The sequence below is a fragment of the Mariniflexile sp. HNIBRBA6329 genome (assembly GCF_043558645.1).
In the GTDB taxonomy this organism is placed as follows: domain Bacteria; phylum Bacteroidota; class Bacteroidia; order Flavobacteriales; family Flavobacteriaceae; genus Mariniflexile.
Genome location: NZ_JBIFXS010000003.1, coordinates 386,969 through 403,400 on the forward strand (window position 1 = coordinate 386,969; position 16,432 = coordinate 403,400).

The window sequence follows — 16,432 nt, forward strand, 5'->3', positions numbered from 1 at the left end:
AACGCATAAACAATTAAACAAATTTGTATTAGCCGCGAATTTACAAAAGACTAATTGATTAATTCATCAAAATACTTAAACAAATCGCCTTTGGTTATTACGGCACCTTGTTCAATCATTTTAAACTTATCTAGGTTTTTATCGTCGGTATAATCTTTATCTGCTTGAAAAAATTCAACGGTATCGTCCATCAAATTTTCGCGTAGCCAATTATAGCCTTCTTTGGTGGTAATATCTACGCTTTTATTCTTTACGTTTACCACAATAGCTTTCATTTTATTTTTTCCTAAACGGAACAAATACATGTGTTGTGCCGAAAAATGTTCTAAATATTTTGCTTTGTTTAAAACGCCTTCCCAAATTAAATCGCTAAAAACATCTAATTCCATTTCTGCCAATTCAGGTTTATTGGCTTTTAAATTAGCCCACTCATCGGCAGTAATAGATTGGGTAGCCAAAAAATTTATAAACTCTTGGTGCAGTTCTTCAAATTGCTCTTTTGTAAGTCTTGAATATTTCATGTTCCTTCTTAATCTCCTTGGAGGGAATAATTATTTAAAGTTAAATCTTGTTCTTAAGAGACCTCACAGGTTTTAAAAACCTGTGAGGTCTAAAAAACAACAAAAAAGCCCCAACTAGGTTGAGGCTTTTATATAAATCTATTTGAAATTACTCAGCAGCTTGTGCTATAACCTCAAATTCTAAATCTACTGTTACTTCTCTATGCAAACGTATAGCAGCAGTGTATTTTCCTGTGCGTTTTACTGTAGTAACTGTGATAAATTTTTTATCGATAGACTGACCTTCTTTTTCTAAAGCAGCAGCAACATCAATATTATTTACAGAACCGAATAATTTATCGCCTGTTCCTACTTTTGCAGCTATTTTAATTTCTAAAGCTCTTAAAGCCTCAGCAATTTTGTTAGCTTCATCAACTATTTTCTTTTCTTTATAAGCTCTTTGCTTTAAGTTTTCTGCTAATACTTTTTTAGCTGAAACCGTCGCCATAATAGCTTGTCCTTGAGGAATTAAAAAATTTCTACCATAACCGTTCTTAACTGTTACAACATCGTCTTTAAATCCTAAATTTTCAACGTCTTGTTTTAATATAAGTTCCATTGTTATCGGTATTTTATTTTAATAAATCTGCTACATAAGGCATTAAAGCTAAATGACGTGCTCTTTTTACAGCAACAGCCACTTTTCTTTGATACTTTAATGAAGTTCCTGTTAAACGTCTTGGTAAAATTTTACCTTGTTCGTTTATAAATCTTAATAAAAAATCTGGATCTTTGTAATCAACATATTTGATTCCAGATTTTTGAAACATACAATACTTTTTCTTCTTGTTTGTATCAATATTAAGAGGAGTTAAATATCTAATTTCTCCGTCTTTTTTTCCTTTAGATTGTTGTTCTATAGATGACATAATTAAGCTTTTTGTTTAAGTTTAACTCTTCTTCTCTCTGCCCAAGAAATAGCGTGCTTATCTAACGCTACCGTTAAATAACGCATAAAACGCTCGTCACGTCTAAACTCTACTTCCAAAGTATTAATTACCTCACCGGCAACAGTGTACTCGAATAAGTGATAAAAACCACTTTTCTTGTTTTGAATTGGATAAGCTAATTTTTTAAGCCCCCAATCTTCTTTTGATACCATCTTAGCGCCGTTAGAAACAAGAAAATCTTCGTATTTCTTTACTGTTTCCTTTATCTGGTCTTCAGATAAAACGGGATTTAAGATGAAAACAGTTTCATAATGATTCATAAAAATCGTGTTTATTGTTAAAAATGGGTGCAAAAATAGCTAATAAAAACATATTAAACAACTATATTGATACTATATTTTATACTATATTTGCATTAGGAAACAAATGTTAAAATTATGTTAAATTAAACAGTTTAACGATGTTTTTTGGTTTTTAGCCGAATTTTTTGTACTATTGTCGATATCTTAACCGAAATAATACAAATGTTATGACTTTAAACTGTGTAGTAGTAGACGATTCAGCAATACAGCGTCTCTCTATTGTTAAGTTAGTAGAGAACCACCCCGCTCTAAACTTAATTGCAGAGTACAGTAGTGCCTTAGAAACCAAAAATGGTTTAAACACGCACCAAGTAGACTTAATCTTTTTAGACATTGAAATGCCAGTGCTAAACGGATTTGAACTTTTGGATGTTTTAAACAACAAACCTCAAATTATTTTTGTAACCGGTAAAACCGAATATGCTTTTAAAGCATTTAATTATGATGCTACCGACTATTTACATAAACCAATTACGAGAGAACGTTTTAACGTAGCTGTAGAAAAAGCCCTAGAGCAGCATAAATTAACCCAAGATTTTAACGAAGAAGAGGGTGAACACATCTTTGTTAAAAGTAATTTAAAAAAACGTAAAGTGTACATAAAAGACATTAAGTGGATTGAAGCCCTTGGTGATTATGTAAAACTTGTTACAGAAGAAAACAGCTTAGTAGTACTATCTACTATGAAATCTTTTGAAACCGAATTGCCTGAAGGTAAATTTTTACGAATTCACAAATCGTATATCGTGAATTTAGATAAAATAGACAGATTTAACAGTAAAAATGTTGAAGTTGGTGCTTACGAAATTCCTTTAAGCAGAAATAAAAAGACTCAATTGGTTGATGCTTTAAATAATATTTAAATTTATAACCAACTAAATTTAGAAGTTATCGACATTTAAAATTACTTTAACCGACCGAAAATCTTTTACACTTAAGAAGCTATTATTTATTTTAATGATAGCTTCTTTTGTTTTTGACAATGACTGCTTTTTAGGAATCTTTACCAAAATGTTTTTATGGAATTGATTTCTAATTCTGGCTATTGGTGGCGATTCGGGTCCTAAAATATAATCACCAAATACATTCCTTAAAGATTTAGCATACCAAATGGAAGCGGTATCCACTCTATTAAAATCTTTATGCTTTAAAGTAATCTTGATCTGTTTATAAACAGGTGGGTATTTATAATTATAACGATCGTTCATTTGCTCGTTATACATATCTATATAATTATTGGTAGATACTTGCTGCAATATATTATGGTGCGGATTATAGGTTTGAATTAACACTTTTCCACGTTCTTCGGTACGTCCTGCCCTTCCCGATACTTGCAACATGAGTTGAAAACTGCGTTCGTGCGCTCTAAAATCGGGGAAGTTTAGCATGTTATCTGCATTCATAATGCCCACCAACTTGACGTTCCTAAAGTCCAAGCCTTTGGTTAACATTTGTGTTCCCACCAAAATATCAATTTCTTGCTGTTCTAGGGCGGTAATTATTTTCTCATAACCATATTTACCACGTGTGGTATCTAAATCCATTCTTGCAACTTTGTAATCTGGAAATAACAATTTAACTTCGGCCTCTATTTGTTCGGTTCCAAATCCTTTATTATCCAATTCGGGACTTCCGCAAGCTTTACAGGTTTTAGGCATCACTTCAACAAACCCACAATAATGGCAACGTAATTGGTCGCGATATTGATGGTAAGTTAAACTAACATCGCAATTAGGGCACTGCGGTGAATGCCCACAGGTATGACATTCTACAATAGGCGAAAATCCGCGTCGGTTTTGAAATAGTATAATTTGATGGCCGTCGCGCAAAGCCTCAGTCATTTCCTCTATAAGTCGGTCGCTAAAATGCCCTTTCATCAACTTCTTTTTTAGCTTATCCTTAATATCAACCAACTCAATATCGGGCATTAAAACATCATTAAACCGTTTGGTAATTTCAACAAAACCGTATTTATTTTGTTTCGCATTAAAAAAACTTTCCAAACTGGGGGTTGCCGAACCTAATAGCATTTTCGCTTCGTGTATATGTGCCAAAACAACAGCGGTATCGCGTGCATGGTAACGCGGTGCTGGGTCGAATTGTTTGAAAGATTGTTCGTGCTCTTCATCTACAATAATCAAACCTAAACTATTAAATGGTAAAAATATAGAAGAACGTGCACCTAAAACTATTTGAGCTTTCGCGGAATTGTTTAACACATTATTCCAAACCTCCACACGTTCATGCGACGAATATTTAGAATGGAACACTGCCACTTGTTCGCCAAAATAATTTTGTAAACGGGTGATTAATTGTGCTGTTAATGCTATTTCAGGCAACAAATACAACACTTGTTGTCCTTTGTTTAAAACGTCTTCAATAAGTTTTACATATACTTCAGTTTTACCTGAAGATGTTACACCATGAAGCAACACCACAGATTGCTCTTTAAACGATTCCTTTATTTCGGTTAATGCTATGCTTTGATATTCGTTTAAGTTTTTTGAATCTTCACTTTCATCACCCGAATATTGAACTCGGTCTGTTTGAATAAAATATTCCTCAAGAATGCCTTTATCTATTAATGATTTTATGATGGCTGGGGAAGCATCGCTTTCCTTTGATAAATCGGCTACTTTTACAGGCTTTTTTGTTGTTGCCGAAATAGAAAACAAGGTTAAAATAACTTGATGCTGTTTGGGTGCGCGACTTAAATCGTCTAACAATTTTTGAAGTGATGATTCCGATGTAAAGTTTGAGTGCAGCTTTACATATCTAACTAATTTTGGTTTGTATTTTTCATACACTTCTTCTTCTACTGAAATGGCTTCTTTTTCAATCAATCGTTTGATAACGGGAAGTACATTTTTTTTATCAAGAATATTGGAAATATCATGGATTTTTAATGATGATTGGTGCTGCAATGCTTCATAAACCAAAAACTCATCATCTTTCAATATAGATTCATCTATAATTTTGCTGTGTTTGGTAATAACCGTTTCGCTCTCTAAAATAAATGCATTTGGTAAAGCTGCTCGCATCACTTCACCTAATGTACACATGTAATAATTGGCTATCCATTGCCACAGTTGTAACTGTTTTTCGTTAACAATTGGATCTTCATCTAATATTTGATGAATTTCTTTTGCTTCATAGGTTGTTGGTGGATCGTTATGGATTTTAGTGACTATACCTGTATAAATTTTTGATTTTCCGAAAGGCACAGACACGCGCATACCCTGTTGTAAAAATTCAGATTCAGCAGTTGTAATGCTATAAGTAAACAACTTTTGAAGTGGTACGGGTATAATGACATCTATAAAATTTAGCATAATCAAAGATAGCAGGTTTCCTTTAAAAACTATCTTAGAAAATAAAATTCGATTTTAAAATTTTAAAGGAAACACACTTCAATTTACATTAATTACTGAGAATAAATGAGTTGAATTCACTTTGGTTGTATATCCCAAAGTGTGTAACGTTAAAAATGTTAGTATTAATTATTCTCTTTAGGATATTTTTTTAAAAATTGAATTGATGCATTTAACTCATAACCCAACAATAAAATATTGGCATTAAGCCATAAATAAATCATGAGAATTAAAAGCGCTCCAATAGAGCCATAAAGTTTGTTATACTGACCAAAATTTTCAATATAAATACCAAACAAATAAGACAATATAATAATAAGCGACGTGGTAAAAATAGCGCCTACAGAAAAGAATTTAGAATATTTCCCTTCTTTAGTTCCAAAATAATACATGGTTGCCGTAGCTATATATACAATGAAAACGAAAAACACATATTTGGCCATATTAAACCAAAATACACTTTGCGCCTCAACATTGTACCCTTTATTATGCAAAGTATCTAACACCCTTTGCACTACATAAATTTGAAAATATCCCAATACCGCAATGGTAAATATTAATAAAAAAGCCAAAATTAAAGCCACTCCCAATGCGTATAGATATTGCTTAAATACGTTTCTAGATAACTGCTCGTGGTACGAATTTTCAAAACCAGAAAACAAGGCATTCACGCCATTTGCCATAAGTACTATAGATAATACAAATACGGAGGATAACAAACCACCACGTTGTGATTGGTCTATCCCCTCAAAAATACTCTCAAAGAAAAAATCTGAAGTGTTTGGTGGCAAAAACGATTCTAAGAAGCGTAAAAACTCAATTTTAAAATCGTCAATTGGTACATAAGGTATAACGATTAGAACAAACAGCAAAAAAGGAAACAATGCCATAAAAAAACTAAAGGCTATGGCACTTGCCCTAGTGGTTAAAGCTCCTTTTACAATACCGGTAATATAGAGTTCTAATAAATCGTAGAACGATAAACCTTCTAAACCTGGCAATTTGGCTCGTTTAAAAAAACGCACCAAAACATTTAAAACGGGAATTTTATCGAGTCTTTCGTCAAGGGGCTTTGTCATTAATAGTGTACGTTAAAATTCACAACAAAGTTATTAAAATTAAAAATGTCAGTATAATAAAAGTAAATTATACTGACATTAAAAATATAGTAAGTAAAACTACTTGATGGCTTTTAAGCTTAAATCCATATTATGAACGGAATGCGTTAATGCACCCGATGAAATATAATTGACCCCGCACTCTGCATAATGCCTAATGGTAGTTTCGTTTATGTTGCCAGAAGATTCCGTTAAACATCTATCCCCTATCATTTTTACTGCTTTCTTAGTATCTTCATAATCGAAATTATCAAGTAAAATTCTATAAACACCATCGTTTTGCAGAATTTCCTCAACTTCAATTAAGTTTCTTGCTTCAACCATTATTTTTAAATCTTTCCCAGTGTCTTTTAAATATTGCTTGCTCATTTCAACAGCTTTGGTAATACCGCCTGCAAAATCAATATGGTTATCTTTTAGCATGATCATATCATATAAAGCAAACCTGTGGTTTTCACCGCCACCAATTTTTACTGCCCATTTTTCTAATACTCGAATACCTGGAGTGGTTTTTCTTGTATCTAAAATTTGGGTTTTGGTGCCTTTTAACAAATCTACAAACATTCTGGTTTTGGTGGCAATAGCACTCATACGTTGCATAGCATTAAGCACAGTACGTTCCGCTTTTAATATAGATTGAGATGAACCTTCTACGTACATAACCACATCGCCATAAGTTACTTCTGTACCATCTTCAATAAGCACTTCTAATTTCAAGTTTTTATCAACATACGCAAAAACCTTTTTAGCAAAGTTAACACCACCAATAATACCTTTGTCTTTTACTAAAAGCTTCGCTTTTCCTCGGGCATTCTCAGGAATACATGCTAATGAACTATGATCGCCATCTCCAACATCTTCTCTAATGGCATTAGAAATTATAGATTTGACTTCTTGATCAAATTGCTCTTGTGTTATCATATTAAGGGTTGATTTGGCACAAAAATAAGAAATAGATTTACTTTTTTAAATTTTACAATTATGAATTTTATAAAATTTTCATATTTAAATTCATTATTCATAAATAGTATGTAGTAATTTTGCCATTATGACCATCAAATTAATTGCCATAGGAAAAACGGATAACAACCATTTACAATCGTTAATGGACGACTATACCAAGCGTTTAGGTTTTTATATTAAGTTTTCAATTGATATTATTCCAGATATAAAAAAGGCTAAAAACCTAAGTGAAGAACAACAAAAACAAAAAGAAGGTGAACTTATTTTAAGTAAGTTAATGGCGATAGATATCTTAATATTACTGGATGAAAACGGAAAACAACACGATTCGGTAGCATTTTCGGAATATTTACAAAAACACATGAATTCTGGCATCAAACAATTGGTTTTTGTTATTGGAGGTCCCTACGGGTTTTCACAGGATGTTTATAATAAAGCAAATGGGAAACTATCATTATCTAAAATGACATTTTCCCATCAAATGATTCGCTTATTTTTTATAGAACAACTATACAGAGGGTTTACTATATTAAAAAATGAACCCTACCACCATAGATAATTCGTAATTGACAATTGTTGATTATTAATTGACTAATGTGTTTTAAAAACCTCTTTTCTTTTAGATAATTGGCGTTCTAAATCACTAATAGTTTCTCTTACAGCTACTTCAAAATTGCGTTCGGTGGAAGTAGCAAAAATTCTAGGACCTGGCAAACTTAGTTCTATATTACATATTTTACCTGATTGATGCTTATTTTCATCCTGTTTAAAGTACACGGTAGCACTTATTAAAAATTCATATTTATTGAATAGTTTTATTAATTTTTCTTCTGTGAAAGTTGATAATGTGTCACTTACATCTACTCCTACGTATTGGAAATTTACTGTCATAATAATTACTTTTTATTAATTTAACGTCATGTAAATTACATTATTTTTAATGAAATATTTCATGCTTTAATCATAAAAAAAGTTAAAATATTTCCGTATATAGATTCATCTTGAAAATTTTATAATAGTATTTTTGAAAACAATTCTATATCAAATTTATATGCAACTCGTCTTCGCTACCAATAATTTAAATAAGCTTAAAGAAGTACAAGCTTTAATTCCTAATCATATCAAACTACTCAGTTTAAAAGATATTGAATGTTTTGAAGATATTCCTGAAACCCAAAACAGCATTGAAGGTAACGCTGTTCAAAAAGCGACCTATATTAAGGAAAAATACGGATACGATTGTTTTGCAGATGATACAGGTTTAGAAGTTGAGTCTTTAAATGGGGAACCAGGTGTGTTTTCCGCACGTTACGCAGGTGAGCAACGCAATGATAATGACAATATGAACAAATTATTAGAGTCATTAAAAAGCAGCCCCAACAGAAACGCCCAATTTAAAACCGTAATTGCCTTACAACTTAACAACAAACAACACATCTTTACAGGTATTTGCAAAGGAGAAATTACAAAAGCAAAACAAGGTGAACATGGTTTTGGATACGACCCCATTTTTAAACCGCAAGGCCATGAAAAAACATTTGCCGAAATGGATTTAAGTTTAAAAAACAGTATTGGACACCGAGGAAAAGCTGTATTGCAACTCGTTGCTTTTTTAAATTCTCAAACTTAAAAAATCATTATAAATTTTAACAATGCTATTGGTTGTTAATATTCTTTATGTTACTTTTAAATCATGACAGAGGAAGAAATTGAAAAAGAAAATGCAGCCATAACCAAAGCCTACAAAGAGTTATTAAAAGTTAGTTACACTACACTTACTGACGACGATAAAAAACTAATTCGTAAGGCTTTTGAAATTGCATTGGACGGACATAAAGATCAGCGTAGAAAATCGGGTGAAGCCTATATTTTTCATCCCATAGCTGTTGCCAAAATTGTAGCACAAGAAATTGGGCTTGACGCCACTTCCATTGCTGCGGCATTACTGCATGATGTGGTTGAAGATAGCCCTGATTATGAAATTGCAGATATTGAAAAACTATTCGGAAAAACCGTTGCAACCATTGTAGATGGACTTACCAAAATATCATCATTAAGTAAAGAGAAAGACATGAATGTGTCTTTGCAAGCTGAAAATTTCAGAAAAATGCTACTTACTCTTAATGATGATGTACGTGTAATCATTATAAAAATAGCAGACCGTTTGCACAATATGCAGACCATGGATTCGATGCGCTCTGACAAACAAGAAAAAATAGCATCTGAAACCTTATATATTTATGCACCCTTAGCGCATCGTATTGGACTATATAATATCAAAACCAAGCTTGAAGATTTAGGCTTAAAATATACCGATCCGGATGTTTATAATGATATTTTATTCAAAATAAAAGAAAGCAAGGAAGAGCAAGACCTGTATATAGCACAATTTAGTGAGGTTATAAAAAAATCATTGGATAAAGAAAATTTAGCTTACACTATTAAAGGACGTCCGAAATCTATTTTCTCCATCAGAAGAAAAATGATTAAACAAGGTGTTTCTTTTGATGAAGTATACGATAAATTTGCCATTAGAATTATTTATGCAAGCGATCCTGAAAGTGAAAAATTTCTCGCTTGGAAAATTTACTCTATAGTAACTGACCATTTTAGACCGAATCCCATTCGATTGCGCGATTGGATTTCTTCGCCAAAATCAACAGGTTACGAAGCCTTGCATATAACCGTAATGGGACCAAAAGGACGCTGGGTTGAAGTACAGATACGAAGCGAACGCATGAATGAAATTGCTGAAAAAGGATATGCAGCACATTACAAATATAAACAAGAAGGCGAAAAAGAAGATAGTTTAGAAGACTGGATAAACAAACTGCAAGAAGCATTGGAAAACCCAGAAACAAATGCCGTAGATTTTGTTGAACAATTCAAACTCAATTTATACTCAAAAGAAATTTTTGTTTTTACACCTGCCGGTGAATTAAAATCACTCCCTAAAGGTGCAACCTCGTTAGATTTTGCTTTTAATATACATACCGAAGTTGGTATGAAAACCCGAGGAGCCAAAGTAAATGGCAAATTAGTACCCTTAAATCATGTTCTACAAAGTGGTGATCAAGTTGATATTTTAACATCTGAAACTGCTAAGCCAAACGCAAACTGGTTAGACTATGCCACAACAGCAAGGGCTAGAAGCAAAATTAAATCGGCTTTAAAAGAAGATAAAAAACGACTTGGTGAAGAAGGAAAAGAAATACTACGGCGTAAACTAAAACAACTTAAAATAAATTTAAACGAAGCGTCCGTAAACGAATTGGTTAGTTTTTTTAAACTAAAAACCAGTTTAGATTTATTCTATCGTGTAGGCATCGGCACTATAGACAACAACATGCTTAAAGATTATGCTGCTTCTAGAAGTAATGCTTTAATGAGTTTTATTAAAAGTAAAATTTCAAGAAAAGCTACTATTAAGAAGGAGGATATTGACAAAGAGGAAGTAACAACTAATTATGATTCACTTGTATTTGGTAAAGAAGAAGAAAAGTTAGATTATAAGCTTTCAAGTTGTTGCAACCCCATTCCTGGTGATGATGTTTTTGGTTTTTTAACCGTTTCAGAAGGCATAAAAGTGCATAAAAAAAACTGTCCGAACGCATTAAGTTTACAGTCTAATTATGCTTATAGAATTATGCCCGCAAAGTGGGTAGATTCTACGCAACAAGAATTTTTAGCTCAAATTGTAATTACGGGTATAGACCATATAGGCTTGGTAAACGATGTTACCAAAGTAATTTCTGAAAATATGCACGTAAACATGAAAAGTATCAGTTTTGAAAGTGATGGTGGTATATTTTCTGGAAAAATTAATGTGGTGGTAAAAAATAATACCCTTTTAAAAAAGCTATTAGATAAACTTAAAAAAATTAATGGTATAGATAAGGTTACTAGACAGTAAAAAAAGTGTAAATTTGCGACGAAATTATGGATGATAACGCAGAAACTAAAAATCAAGAGATAGTAAAAACTGTTTTTACTAACTTTTTAGAGAATAACGGACACCGCAAAACGCCCGAACGATACGCTATACTGCAAGAAATTTATAACAATAAGGAACATTTTGATATAGAATCTCTATATCTTAATATGAAAAATAAAAAGTATCGTGTATCTCGCGCAACACTTTATAATACCATAGAATTGCTTCTTGAATGTAAATTGGTTAGAAAACACCAATTTGGGCAAAACCAAGCACATTACGAAAAATCGTATTTCGACAGACAACACGATCATGTTATTTTAACAGATACCGGCGAAGTTATAGAATTTTGTGACCCAAGAATTCAATCCATCAAAAAAACCATCGAAGAAATATTCGATATCGAAATTAATAATCATTCACTTTATTTCTACGGAAATAGAAAATCAACTAAATAACTTTTTTTTACAATGGCAGTAGATTTACTACTAGGATTACAATGGGGAGACGAAGGCAAAGGGAAAATTGTTGACGTACTGACCTCTAACTACAATATTATTGCACGTTTTCAAGGAGGTCCAAATGCAGGACACACACTAGTTTTCAACGGAAAAAAACACGTATTGCATACCATTCCTTCAGGAATTTTTCATGATGACACAACCAATTTAGTTGGTAATGGCGTTGTAATAGACCCTGTAATTTTTAAAGGAGAATTAGACAAACTTGAAGCGCAGGATGTAGATTACAGAAAATCCTTAGTAATTTCTCGTAAAGCACACATCATTTTACCAACACATCGTTTATTAGATGCTGCTAGTGAAGCTTCAAAAGGAAAAGCTAAAATTGGCTCTACCCTAAAAGGTATTGGCCCAACTTACATGGACAAAACAGGTAGAAACGGACTGCGTGTGGGCGATTTGGAATTAAGCGATTGGAAAGAACGCTATAGAGCATTGGCTGATAAGCACGAAAGTATGATTGCTTTTTACAATGTTGATATTGAATATAACTTAGCTGAATTGGAAACTGAATTTTTTAAAGCTATTGAAGTTTTAAAATCATTAAAATTCATTGATTCGGAAGAATTTATATACCAAGCGCAAAAATCTGGACAAACCATTCTTGCCGAAGGTGCTCAAGGATCGTTATTAGATATCGATTTTGGAACCTATCCGTTTGTAACCTCAAGTAACACCACTGCTGCTGGTGCTTGTACTGGCCTAGGTGTGGCTCCAAACCAAATAGGTGAGGTTTTTGGTATTTTTAAAGCATACACAACCCGTGTTGGTTCAGGCCCCTTCCCTACTGAATTGTTTGATGAAGATGGCGCCACTATGAGTCGTGTTGGTAATGAGTTTGGTGCTACTACTGGCCGCCCAAGACGTTGCGGATGGCTAGACTTAGTTGCCTTAAAATACGCTTGTCAGGTAAACGGTGTTACACAATTAATGATGATGAAAGGCGATGTGCTTTCTGGGTTTAAAACCTTAAAAGTATGTACCGCTTACAAATATAAAGGTGAAGTTATTTCGCATTTTCCATACAACATCGAACCAGAAAATGTAGAGCCTATCTATACTGAAGTAGAAGGTTGGGCAGAAGATTTAACCGAAATGTCTGACACTTCTCAAATGCCTAAAGCTCTAAACGATTATATTGAGTTTTTAGAAAAAGAATTGGAAATCCCTATCACCATCGTTTCTGTTGGACCAGATAGAAAACAGACTATTTTTAGAAAGTAGGATATTCCACTAAATATATTAAAAAAACGCTCCGAATTATTTTGGAGCGTTTTTTGTTCACATACAATTATACATTATAATTATCGTTATTTTTGCGACAAACTTTTACAATTTGAAAAGACAATCTATATATTCCATACTGCTTTTTTGCTTTATTTCAATAACTTCTTTATATGCTCAAGAAAAAAAGAAGATTGAAATTGAATATGCTGGTAGACTAACTATTGATGAAGAAAACTACCCAGGAGCAAAAGTTTTAACTAGAGACGAGATGCAACAAGTACATATTATGCAAGGCAGCATAAATATGTGGAGCGATAAAGCCATTTATTACAGTGGAGAAAATTTTATTGAAGCCTATGGAAATGTGAAATTGATTCAAGGAGACACCATCCACATGACCTCAAAATATATTGAATATAGTGGTATTACACAATTGGCTTTTGCAAGTGGCGATGTGTTTTTGAAAGATCCAAATTCAACCATTTCATCCGACACTTTATATTATGATCGTGTAAAACAACAAGCTTTTTATAAAAATGGTGGTACTGTTGTAGTAGATACATCTGGCACTGTTACCAGTAAAATTGGTCGTTATTATATGAACGAAAAGAAGTATCAATTTGTAAATGATGTTGTGTTAGTAAATAAAGACGCCACCATCAATTCAAATTACTTCGATTTTTATTCAGACACTAAATACGCCTATATATACGGACCTTCAACTATAACCACCGCGGAAAGTAAAACCTACACTGAAAAAGGATTTTATGATACTAAGAATAAAAATGGTTATGCCGTTAAAAATTCTAAAATTCATTACAACAATCGTATTATAGAAGCCGATAGTTTATACTTTGATGATTCCAAAAAATTTGCATCTGCAACCAACAATGTAAAAGTAACAGATACTGTTAACCATAGCATCGCAAAAGGCCATTACGCTGAAGTTTTTAAAGCCCAGGATTCCTTATTCATAACAAAACGCGCCTTAGTTGCAACCAAACAAGAAAACGATTCTATTTATATGCATGCCGATAAAATAATGATGACCGGCAAACCAGAAAACCGTATAGTTAGGGCTTATTACAATGCTAAAATATACAAATCGGATATAAGCGGAAAGGCTGATTCTATTCATTCAGACCAAAAAACAGGTATTACAAAACTTATAAATTTAGCGCGCTTTTCATCTAAAGATGTTTTTTCTACCAAACGTAGACCCATCATGTGGAATATTGAAAATCAAATGACAGGTGACACCATTCACTTAATTTCTAACTCCAAGACAGAAAAACTAGACTCACTACTCGTATTCAACAATGCATTCATTATAAGCAAGGACACTATAAGCAAGAATGGCTTCAATCAAATTTTTGGGATAAAATTAACTGGATTATTTAATGAAGAAAACAAACTTAGAAAAGTAAACATCGATAAAAATGCCGAATCTATTTTTTACGCAAGGAACGACAAACAGGAACTTATTGGTATTGACAAAGCAAGGTCTGGAAGTATATCCATTCTTTTTGCTGATGGTGATATTGAAGAATACACTAGGTTCAACCAAGTTGACGGTAATTTATACCCAGAATCTAAATATCCTAAAAACGAAAAGCTTCTAAAAGGTTTCGATTGGCGTGAGGATGAACGTCCACTAAGCGTTGAAGATTTATTCAAAGATGATGAACCATTGGAATTACCCATTATTAAAGGTTTGGATGATTACATCCCGCAAGATGCCTTCTTTGATGAAGAATTGTTGGAACGGGTAAAATTGGCAGGACAACCAGGTATTATAAATAAAGCAGCCAGAAATGTACCAGAAGATTCTTTTACTTTTTCCGAAGAAAATTTACTAAAATCAAACCTTGAATTTAATGCCGTAGCTTGGTCTAAAAATGAACTCATAGTAAAGTCTAACGTTACTTCAGCTCCAAATAAAACAAATACTGCTGATTTTATTTATGGCAATGAAAGTGATAGCGGATATATATATCAATCAGTTCCTTATAAAAAAGGTGATTTTAAGTTTTCTTTATGGATGAAAGGATCTGGATCTGTGTTTATGCATTTGCAAGAAGAAGGTGGTGATTACACTAATTATACCGTTCAAAATATAATCCTAACAGATAAATGGGAAAAATATACTATTACCTGTAAAAAAGCTATTGACATCAACGACATAAGGGCGGTAATAAGCAAGACAAAGAAAACTGATAAAATATATCTATGGGGCGCAGAGTTAGTCGAATTACAAAAAAATAAATAAATGAAACAAGACTTCCTCAAATACCAAGCCCAAACAACACCAAATCCGTTAGCTATGGAAGTTTCACATGCCAACGGAAGTTATATTTACGACACCAATAACAAAGCCTATCTAGATTTTGTTGCAGGTGTTTCAGCTACACCTTTAGGGCATAATCACCCAAAAGTTATAAATGCCATCAAAGAGCAATTAGACAAGTATTTGCATGTGATGGTTTATGGCGAATACATTCAAAAACCCGCTGTAGAACTTGCTAAGTTATTGGCCAAAAACCTACCTTACCCCTTAGAAAACACCTATTTGGTCAATTCAGGAACTGAGGCTATTGAAGGTGCTTTAAAATTGGCTAAACGTGCTACAGGCAGGAGTGAAATTATATCCGCCAAAAATGCATATCATGGCAACACCATGGGTTCTATGAGCGTTATGGGTTATGAAGAACGCAAACAAGCATTTAGACCATTATTACCTGATGTTCGGTTTATTAATTTTAATAATGAAGACGATTTAAAGCTTATAACCACAAAAACTGCAGGTGTTATTTTAGAAACCATACAAGGCGGTGCTGGTTTTATTGAACCCCAAAATGGTTATTTAGAAAAAGTTAGAAATCGTTGCGATGCCGTTGGCGCTCTTTTAATTTTAGATGAAATTCAACCTGGTGTAGGTAGAACCGGAAAACTTTTTGGTTTTGAAAACTACAACTGTATACCAGATATTTTAGTAATGGGCAAAGGTTTAGGTGGCGGTATGCCCATTGGTGCTTTTACAGCTTCAAGTAACTTGATGAATTTACTGCAGGACAATCCTAAACTTGGACATATTACCACCTTTGGTGGGCATCCTGTAATAGCAGCCTCGGCACTTGCTACTTTAAAAGAAATAACCGAAAGTAATTTAATGGCCCGAGCCTTAGAAAAAGAACAGTTATTTCGTAAACTTTTAGTGCACCCATTAATTGAAGATGTTCGTGGAAAAGGACTCATGCTTGCCATAATGACACCTTCTGCAGACATAACAAATTCGGTTATTTTGCAGTGTCAAGATAACGGTTTGATACTCTTTTGGTTACTTTTTGAACCTAAAGCGATACGAATTACCCCGCCTTTAACCATCTCAAACGACGAAATCATCAAAGGATGTGCTATTATTATTGATATTTTAAATAAAATTCACAAATAATATTTATATCATAACTTTTTGAAAACCAATAAATA

General features: G+C 32.9%; 16 protein-coding genes. 8 read left to right on the top strand and 8 right to left on the bottom strand.

Annotated elements, in window-relative coordinates; genetic code table 11:
* Positions 1-50 precede the first annotated feature (50 nt).
* The 4 genes from ACGK9U_RS06170 to rpsF form a co-directional block, all read right to left on the bottom strand.
* Positions 51-521, bottom strand: coding sequence for a DUF6495 family protein (locus tag ACGK9U_RS06170; protein WP_394465491.1), 471 nt, complete (start codon positions 519-521; stop codon positions 51-53).
* A 148-nt stretch (positions 522-669) separates the two neighbouring features.
* Positions 670-1,119 (bottom strand): 50S ribosomal protein L9, encoded by a 450-nt coding sequence (rplI, locus tag ACGK9U_RS06175; protein WP_394465492.1) that lies wholly within the window; start codon positions 1,117-1,119, stop codon positions 670-672.
* A 13-nt stretch (positions 1,120-1,132) separates the two neighbouring features.
* Complete coding sequence (gene rpsR, locus ACGK9U_RS06180; RefSeq protein ID WP_117176520.1) at positions 1,133-1,429, bottom strand: 30S ribosomal protein S18; 297 nt, start codon at positions 1,427-1,429, stop codon at positions 1,133-1,135.
* A 2-nt stretch (positions 1,430-1,431) separates the two neighbouring features.
* Positions 1,432-1,770, bottom strand: coding sequence for a 30S ribosomal protein S6 (gene rpsF / locus ACGK9U_RS06185; RefSeq protein WP_117176518.1), 339 nt, complete (start codon positions 1,768-1,770; stop codon positions 1,432-1,434).
* A 209-nt stretch (positions 1,771-1,979) separates the two neighbouring features.
* On the opposite strand from rpsF, the gene ACGK9U_RS06190 reads away from it, so the two are divergent.
* Positions 1,980-2,675 (top strand): LytR/AlgR family response regulator transcription factor, encoded by a 696-nt coding sequence (locus ACGK9U_RS06190; RefSeq protein WP_394465493.1) that lies wholly within the window; start codon positions 1,980-1,982, stop codon positions 2,673-2,675.
* Positions 2,676-2,693: 18 nt separating this feature from the next.
* On the opposite strand, the gene priA is transcribed toward ACGK9U_RS06190, so the two are convergent.
* From priA to nadC, 3 genes are all read right to left on the bottom strand, one after another.
* Positions 2,694-5,144 carry a primosomal protein N' gene (gene priA / locus ACGK9U_RS06195; RefSeq protein WP_394465494.1) on the bottom strand — a complete coding sequence of 817 codons (2,451 nt, stop codon included), beginning with the start codon at positions 5,142-5,144 and terminating at the stop codon, positions 2,694-2,696.
* A gap of 164 nt (positions 5,145-5,308) precedes the next feature.
* Positions 5,309-6,262: a YihY/virulence factor BrkB family protein gene (locus tag ACGK9U_RS06200; protein ID WP_394465495.1), complete on the bottom strand. Its 954-nt coding sequence runs from the start codon at positions 6,260-6,262 to the stop codon at positions 5,309-5,311.
* 99 nt (positions 6,263-6,361) lie between these two features.
* The gene (nadC, locus tag ACGK9U_RS06205; RefSeq protein ID WP_394465496.1) at positions 6,362-7,222 is read right to left on the bottom strand and encodes a carboxylating nicotinate-nucleotide diphosphorylase; all 861 of its coding nucleotides are present in this window, start codon (positions 7,220-7,222) and stop codon (positions 6,362-6,364) included.
* A gap of 127 nt (positions 7,223-7,349) precedes the next feature.
* On the opposite strand from nadC, the gene rlmH reads away from it, so the two are divergent.
* Positions 7,350-7,823: a 23S rRNA (pseudouridine(1915)-N(3))-methyltransferase RlmH gene (rlmH, locus tag ACGK9U_RS06210; protein WP_394465497.1), complete on the top strand. Its 474-nt coding sequence runs from the start codon at positions 7,350-7,352 to the stop codon at positions 7,821-7,823.
* 32 nt (positions 7,824-7,855) lie between these two features.
* Here rlmH and hpf read toward each other — a convergent pair whose 3' ends face one another.
* Positions 7,856-8,155, bottom strand: coding sequence for a ribosome hibernation-promoting factor, HPF/YfiA family (gene hpf / locus ACGK9U_RS06215; RefSeq protein ID WP_394465498.1), 300 nt, complete (start codon positions 8,153-8,155; stop codon positions 7,856-7,858).
* Between the two features lie 160 nt (positions 8,156-8,315).
* Between hpf and ACGK9U_RS06220 the strand changes: the two genes are divergently transcribed.
* The 6 genes from ACGK9U_RS06220 (at position 8,316) to ACGK9U_RS06245 (ending at position 16,397) form a co-directional block, all read left to right on the top strand.
* Positions 8,316-8,894: a non-canonical purine NTP diphosphatase gene (locus ACGK9U_RS06220; protein WP_394465499.1), complete on the top strand. Its 579-nt coding sequence runs from the start codon at positions 8,316-8,318 to the stop codon at positions 8,892-8,894.
* A 63-nt stretch (positions 8,895-8,957) separates the two neighbouring features.
* Positions 8,958-11,177: a RelA/SpoT family protein gene (locus ACGK9U_RS06225; protein WP_394465500.1), complete on the top strand. Its 2,220-nt coding sequence runs from the start codon at positions 8,958-8,960 to the stop codon at positions 11,175-11,177.
* 26 nt (positions 11,178-11,203) lie between these two features.
* Complete coding sequence (locus ACGK9U_RS06230) at positions 11,204-11,656, top strand: Fur family transcriptional regulator (RefSeq protein ID WP_394465501.1); 453 nt, start codon at positions 11,204-11,206, stop codon at positions 11,654-11,656.
* Positions 11,657-11,668: 12 nt separating this feature from the next.
* Positions 11,669-12,943 carry an adenylosuccinate synthase gene (locus tag ACGK9U_RS06235; protein ID WP_394465502.1) on the top strand — a complete coding sequence of 425 codons (1,275 nt, stop codon included), beginning with the start codon at positions 11,669-11,671 and terminating at the stop codon, positions 12,941-12,943.
* Positions 12,944-13,055: 112 nt separating this feature from the next.
* Positions 13,056-15,215: an OstA-like protein gene (locus ACGK9U_RS06240; RefSeq protein WP_394465503.1), complete on the top strand. Its 2,160-nt coding sequence runs from the start codon at positions 13,056-13,058 to the stop codon at positions 15,213-15,215.
* Entirely contained in the window at positions 15,216-16,397 is a 1,182-nt protein-coding gene (locus ACGK9U_RS06245; protein ID WP_394465504.1) for an aspartate aminotransferase family protein, read from the top strand. It begins immediately after the preceding gene.
* Positions 16,398-16,432 lie beyond the last annotated feature (35 nt).

Excerpts from the sequence above, each read along its gene's own strand:
- ACGK9U_RS06170 (WP_394465491.1), bottom strand. The coding sequence starts at position 521 with ATGAAATATTCAAGACTTACAAAAGAGCAATTTGAAGAACTGCACCAA.
- rplI (WP_394465492.1), bottom strand. The coding sequence starts at position 1,119 with ATGGAACTTATATTAAAACAAGACGTTGAAAATTTAGGATTTAAAGAC.
- rpsR (WP_117176520.1), bottom strand. The coding sequence starts at position 1,429 with ATGTCATCTATAGAACAACAATCTAAAGGAAAAAAAGACGGAGAAATT.
- rpsF (WP_117176518.1), bottom strand. The coding sequence starts at position 1,770 with ATGAATCATTATGAAACTGTTTTCATCTTAAATCCCGTTTTATCTGAA.
- ACGK9U_RS06190 (WP_394465493.1), top strand. The coding sequence starts at position 1,980 with ATGACTTTAAACTGTGTAGTAGTAGACGATTCAGCAATACAGCGTCTC.
- priA (WP_394465494.1), bottom strand. The coding sequence starts at position 5,144 with ATGCTAAATTTTATAGATGTCATTATACCCGTACCACTTCAAAAGTTG.
- ACGK9U_RS06200 (WP_394465495.1), bottom strand. The coding sequence starts at position 6,262 with ATGACAAAGCCCCTTGACGAAAGACTCGATAAAATTCCCGTTTTAAAT.
- nadC (WP_394465496.1), bottom strand. The coding sequence starts at position 7,222 with ATGATAACACAAGAGCAATTTGATCAAGAAGTCAAATCTATAATTTCT.
- rlmH (WP_394465497.1), top strand. The coding sequence starts at position 7,350 with ATGACCATCAAATTAATTGCCATAGGAAAAACGGATAACAACCATTTA.
- hpf (WP_394465498.1), bottom strand. The coding sequence starts at position 8,155 with ATGACAGTAAATTTCCAATACGTAGGAGTAGATGTAAGTGACACATTA.
- ACGK9U_RS06220 (WP_394465499.1), top strand. The coding sequence starts at position 8,316 with ATGCAACTCGTCTTCGCTACCAATAATTTAAATAAGCTTAAAGAAGTA.
- ACGK9U_RS06225 (WP_394465500.1), top strand. The coding sequence starts at position 8,958 with ATGACAGAGGAAGAAATTGAAAAAGAAAATGCAGCCATAACCAAAGCC.
- ACGK9U_RS06230 (WP_394465501.1), top strand. The coding sequence starts at position 11,204 with ATGGATGATAACGCAGAAACTAAAAATCAAGAGATAGTAAAAACTGTT.
- ACGK9U_RS06235 (WP_394465502.1), top strand. The coding sequence starts at position 11,669 with ATGGCAGTAGATTTACTACTAGGATTACAATGGGGAGACGAAGGCAAA.
- ACGK9U_RS06245 (WP_394465504.1), top strand. The coding sequence starts at position 15,216 with ATGAAACAAGACTTCCTCAAATACCAAGCCCAAACAACACCAAATCCG.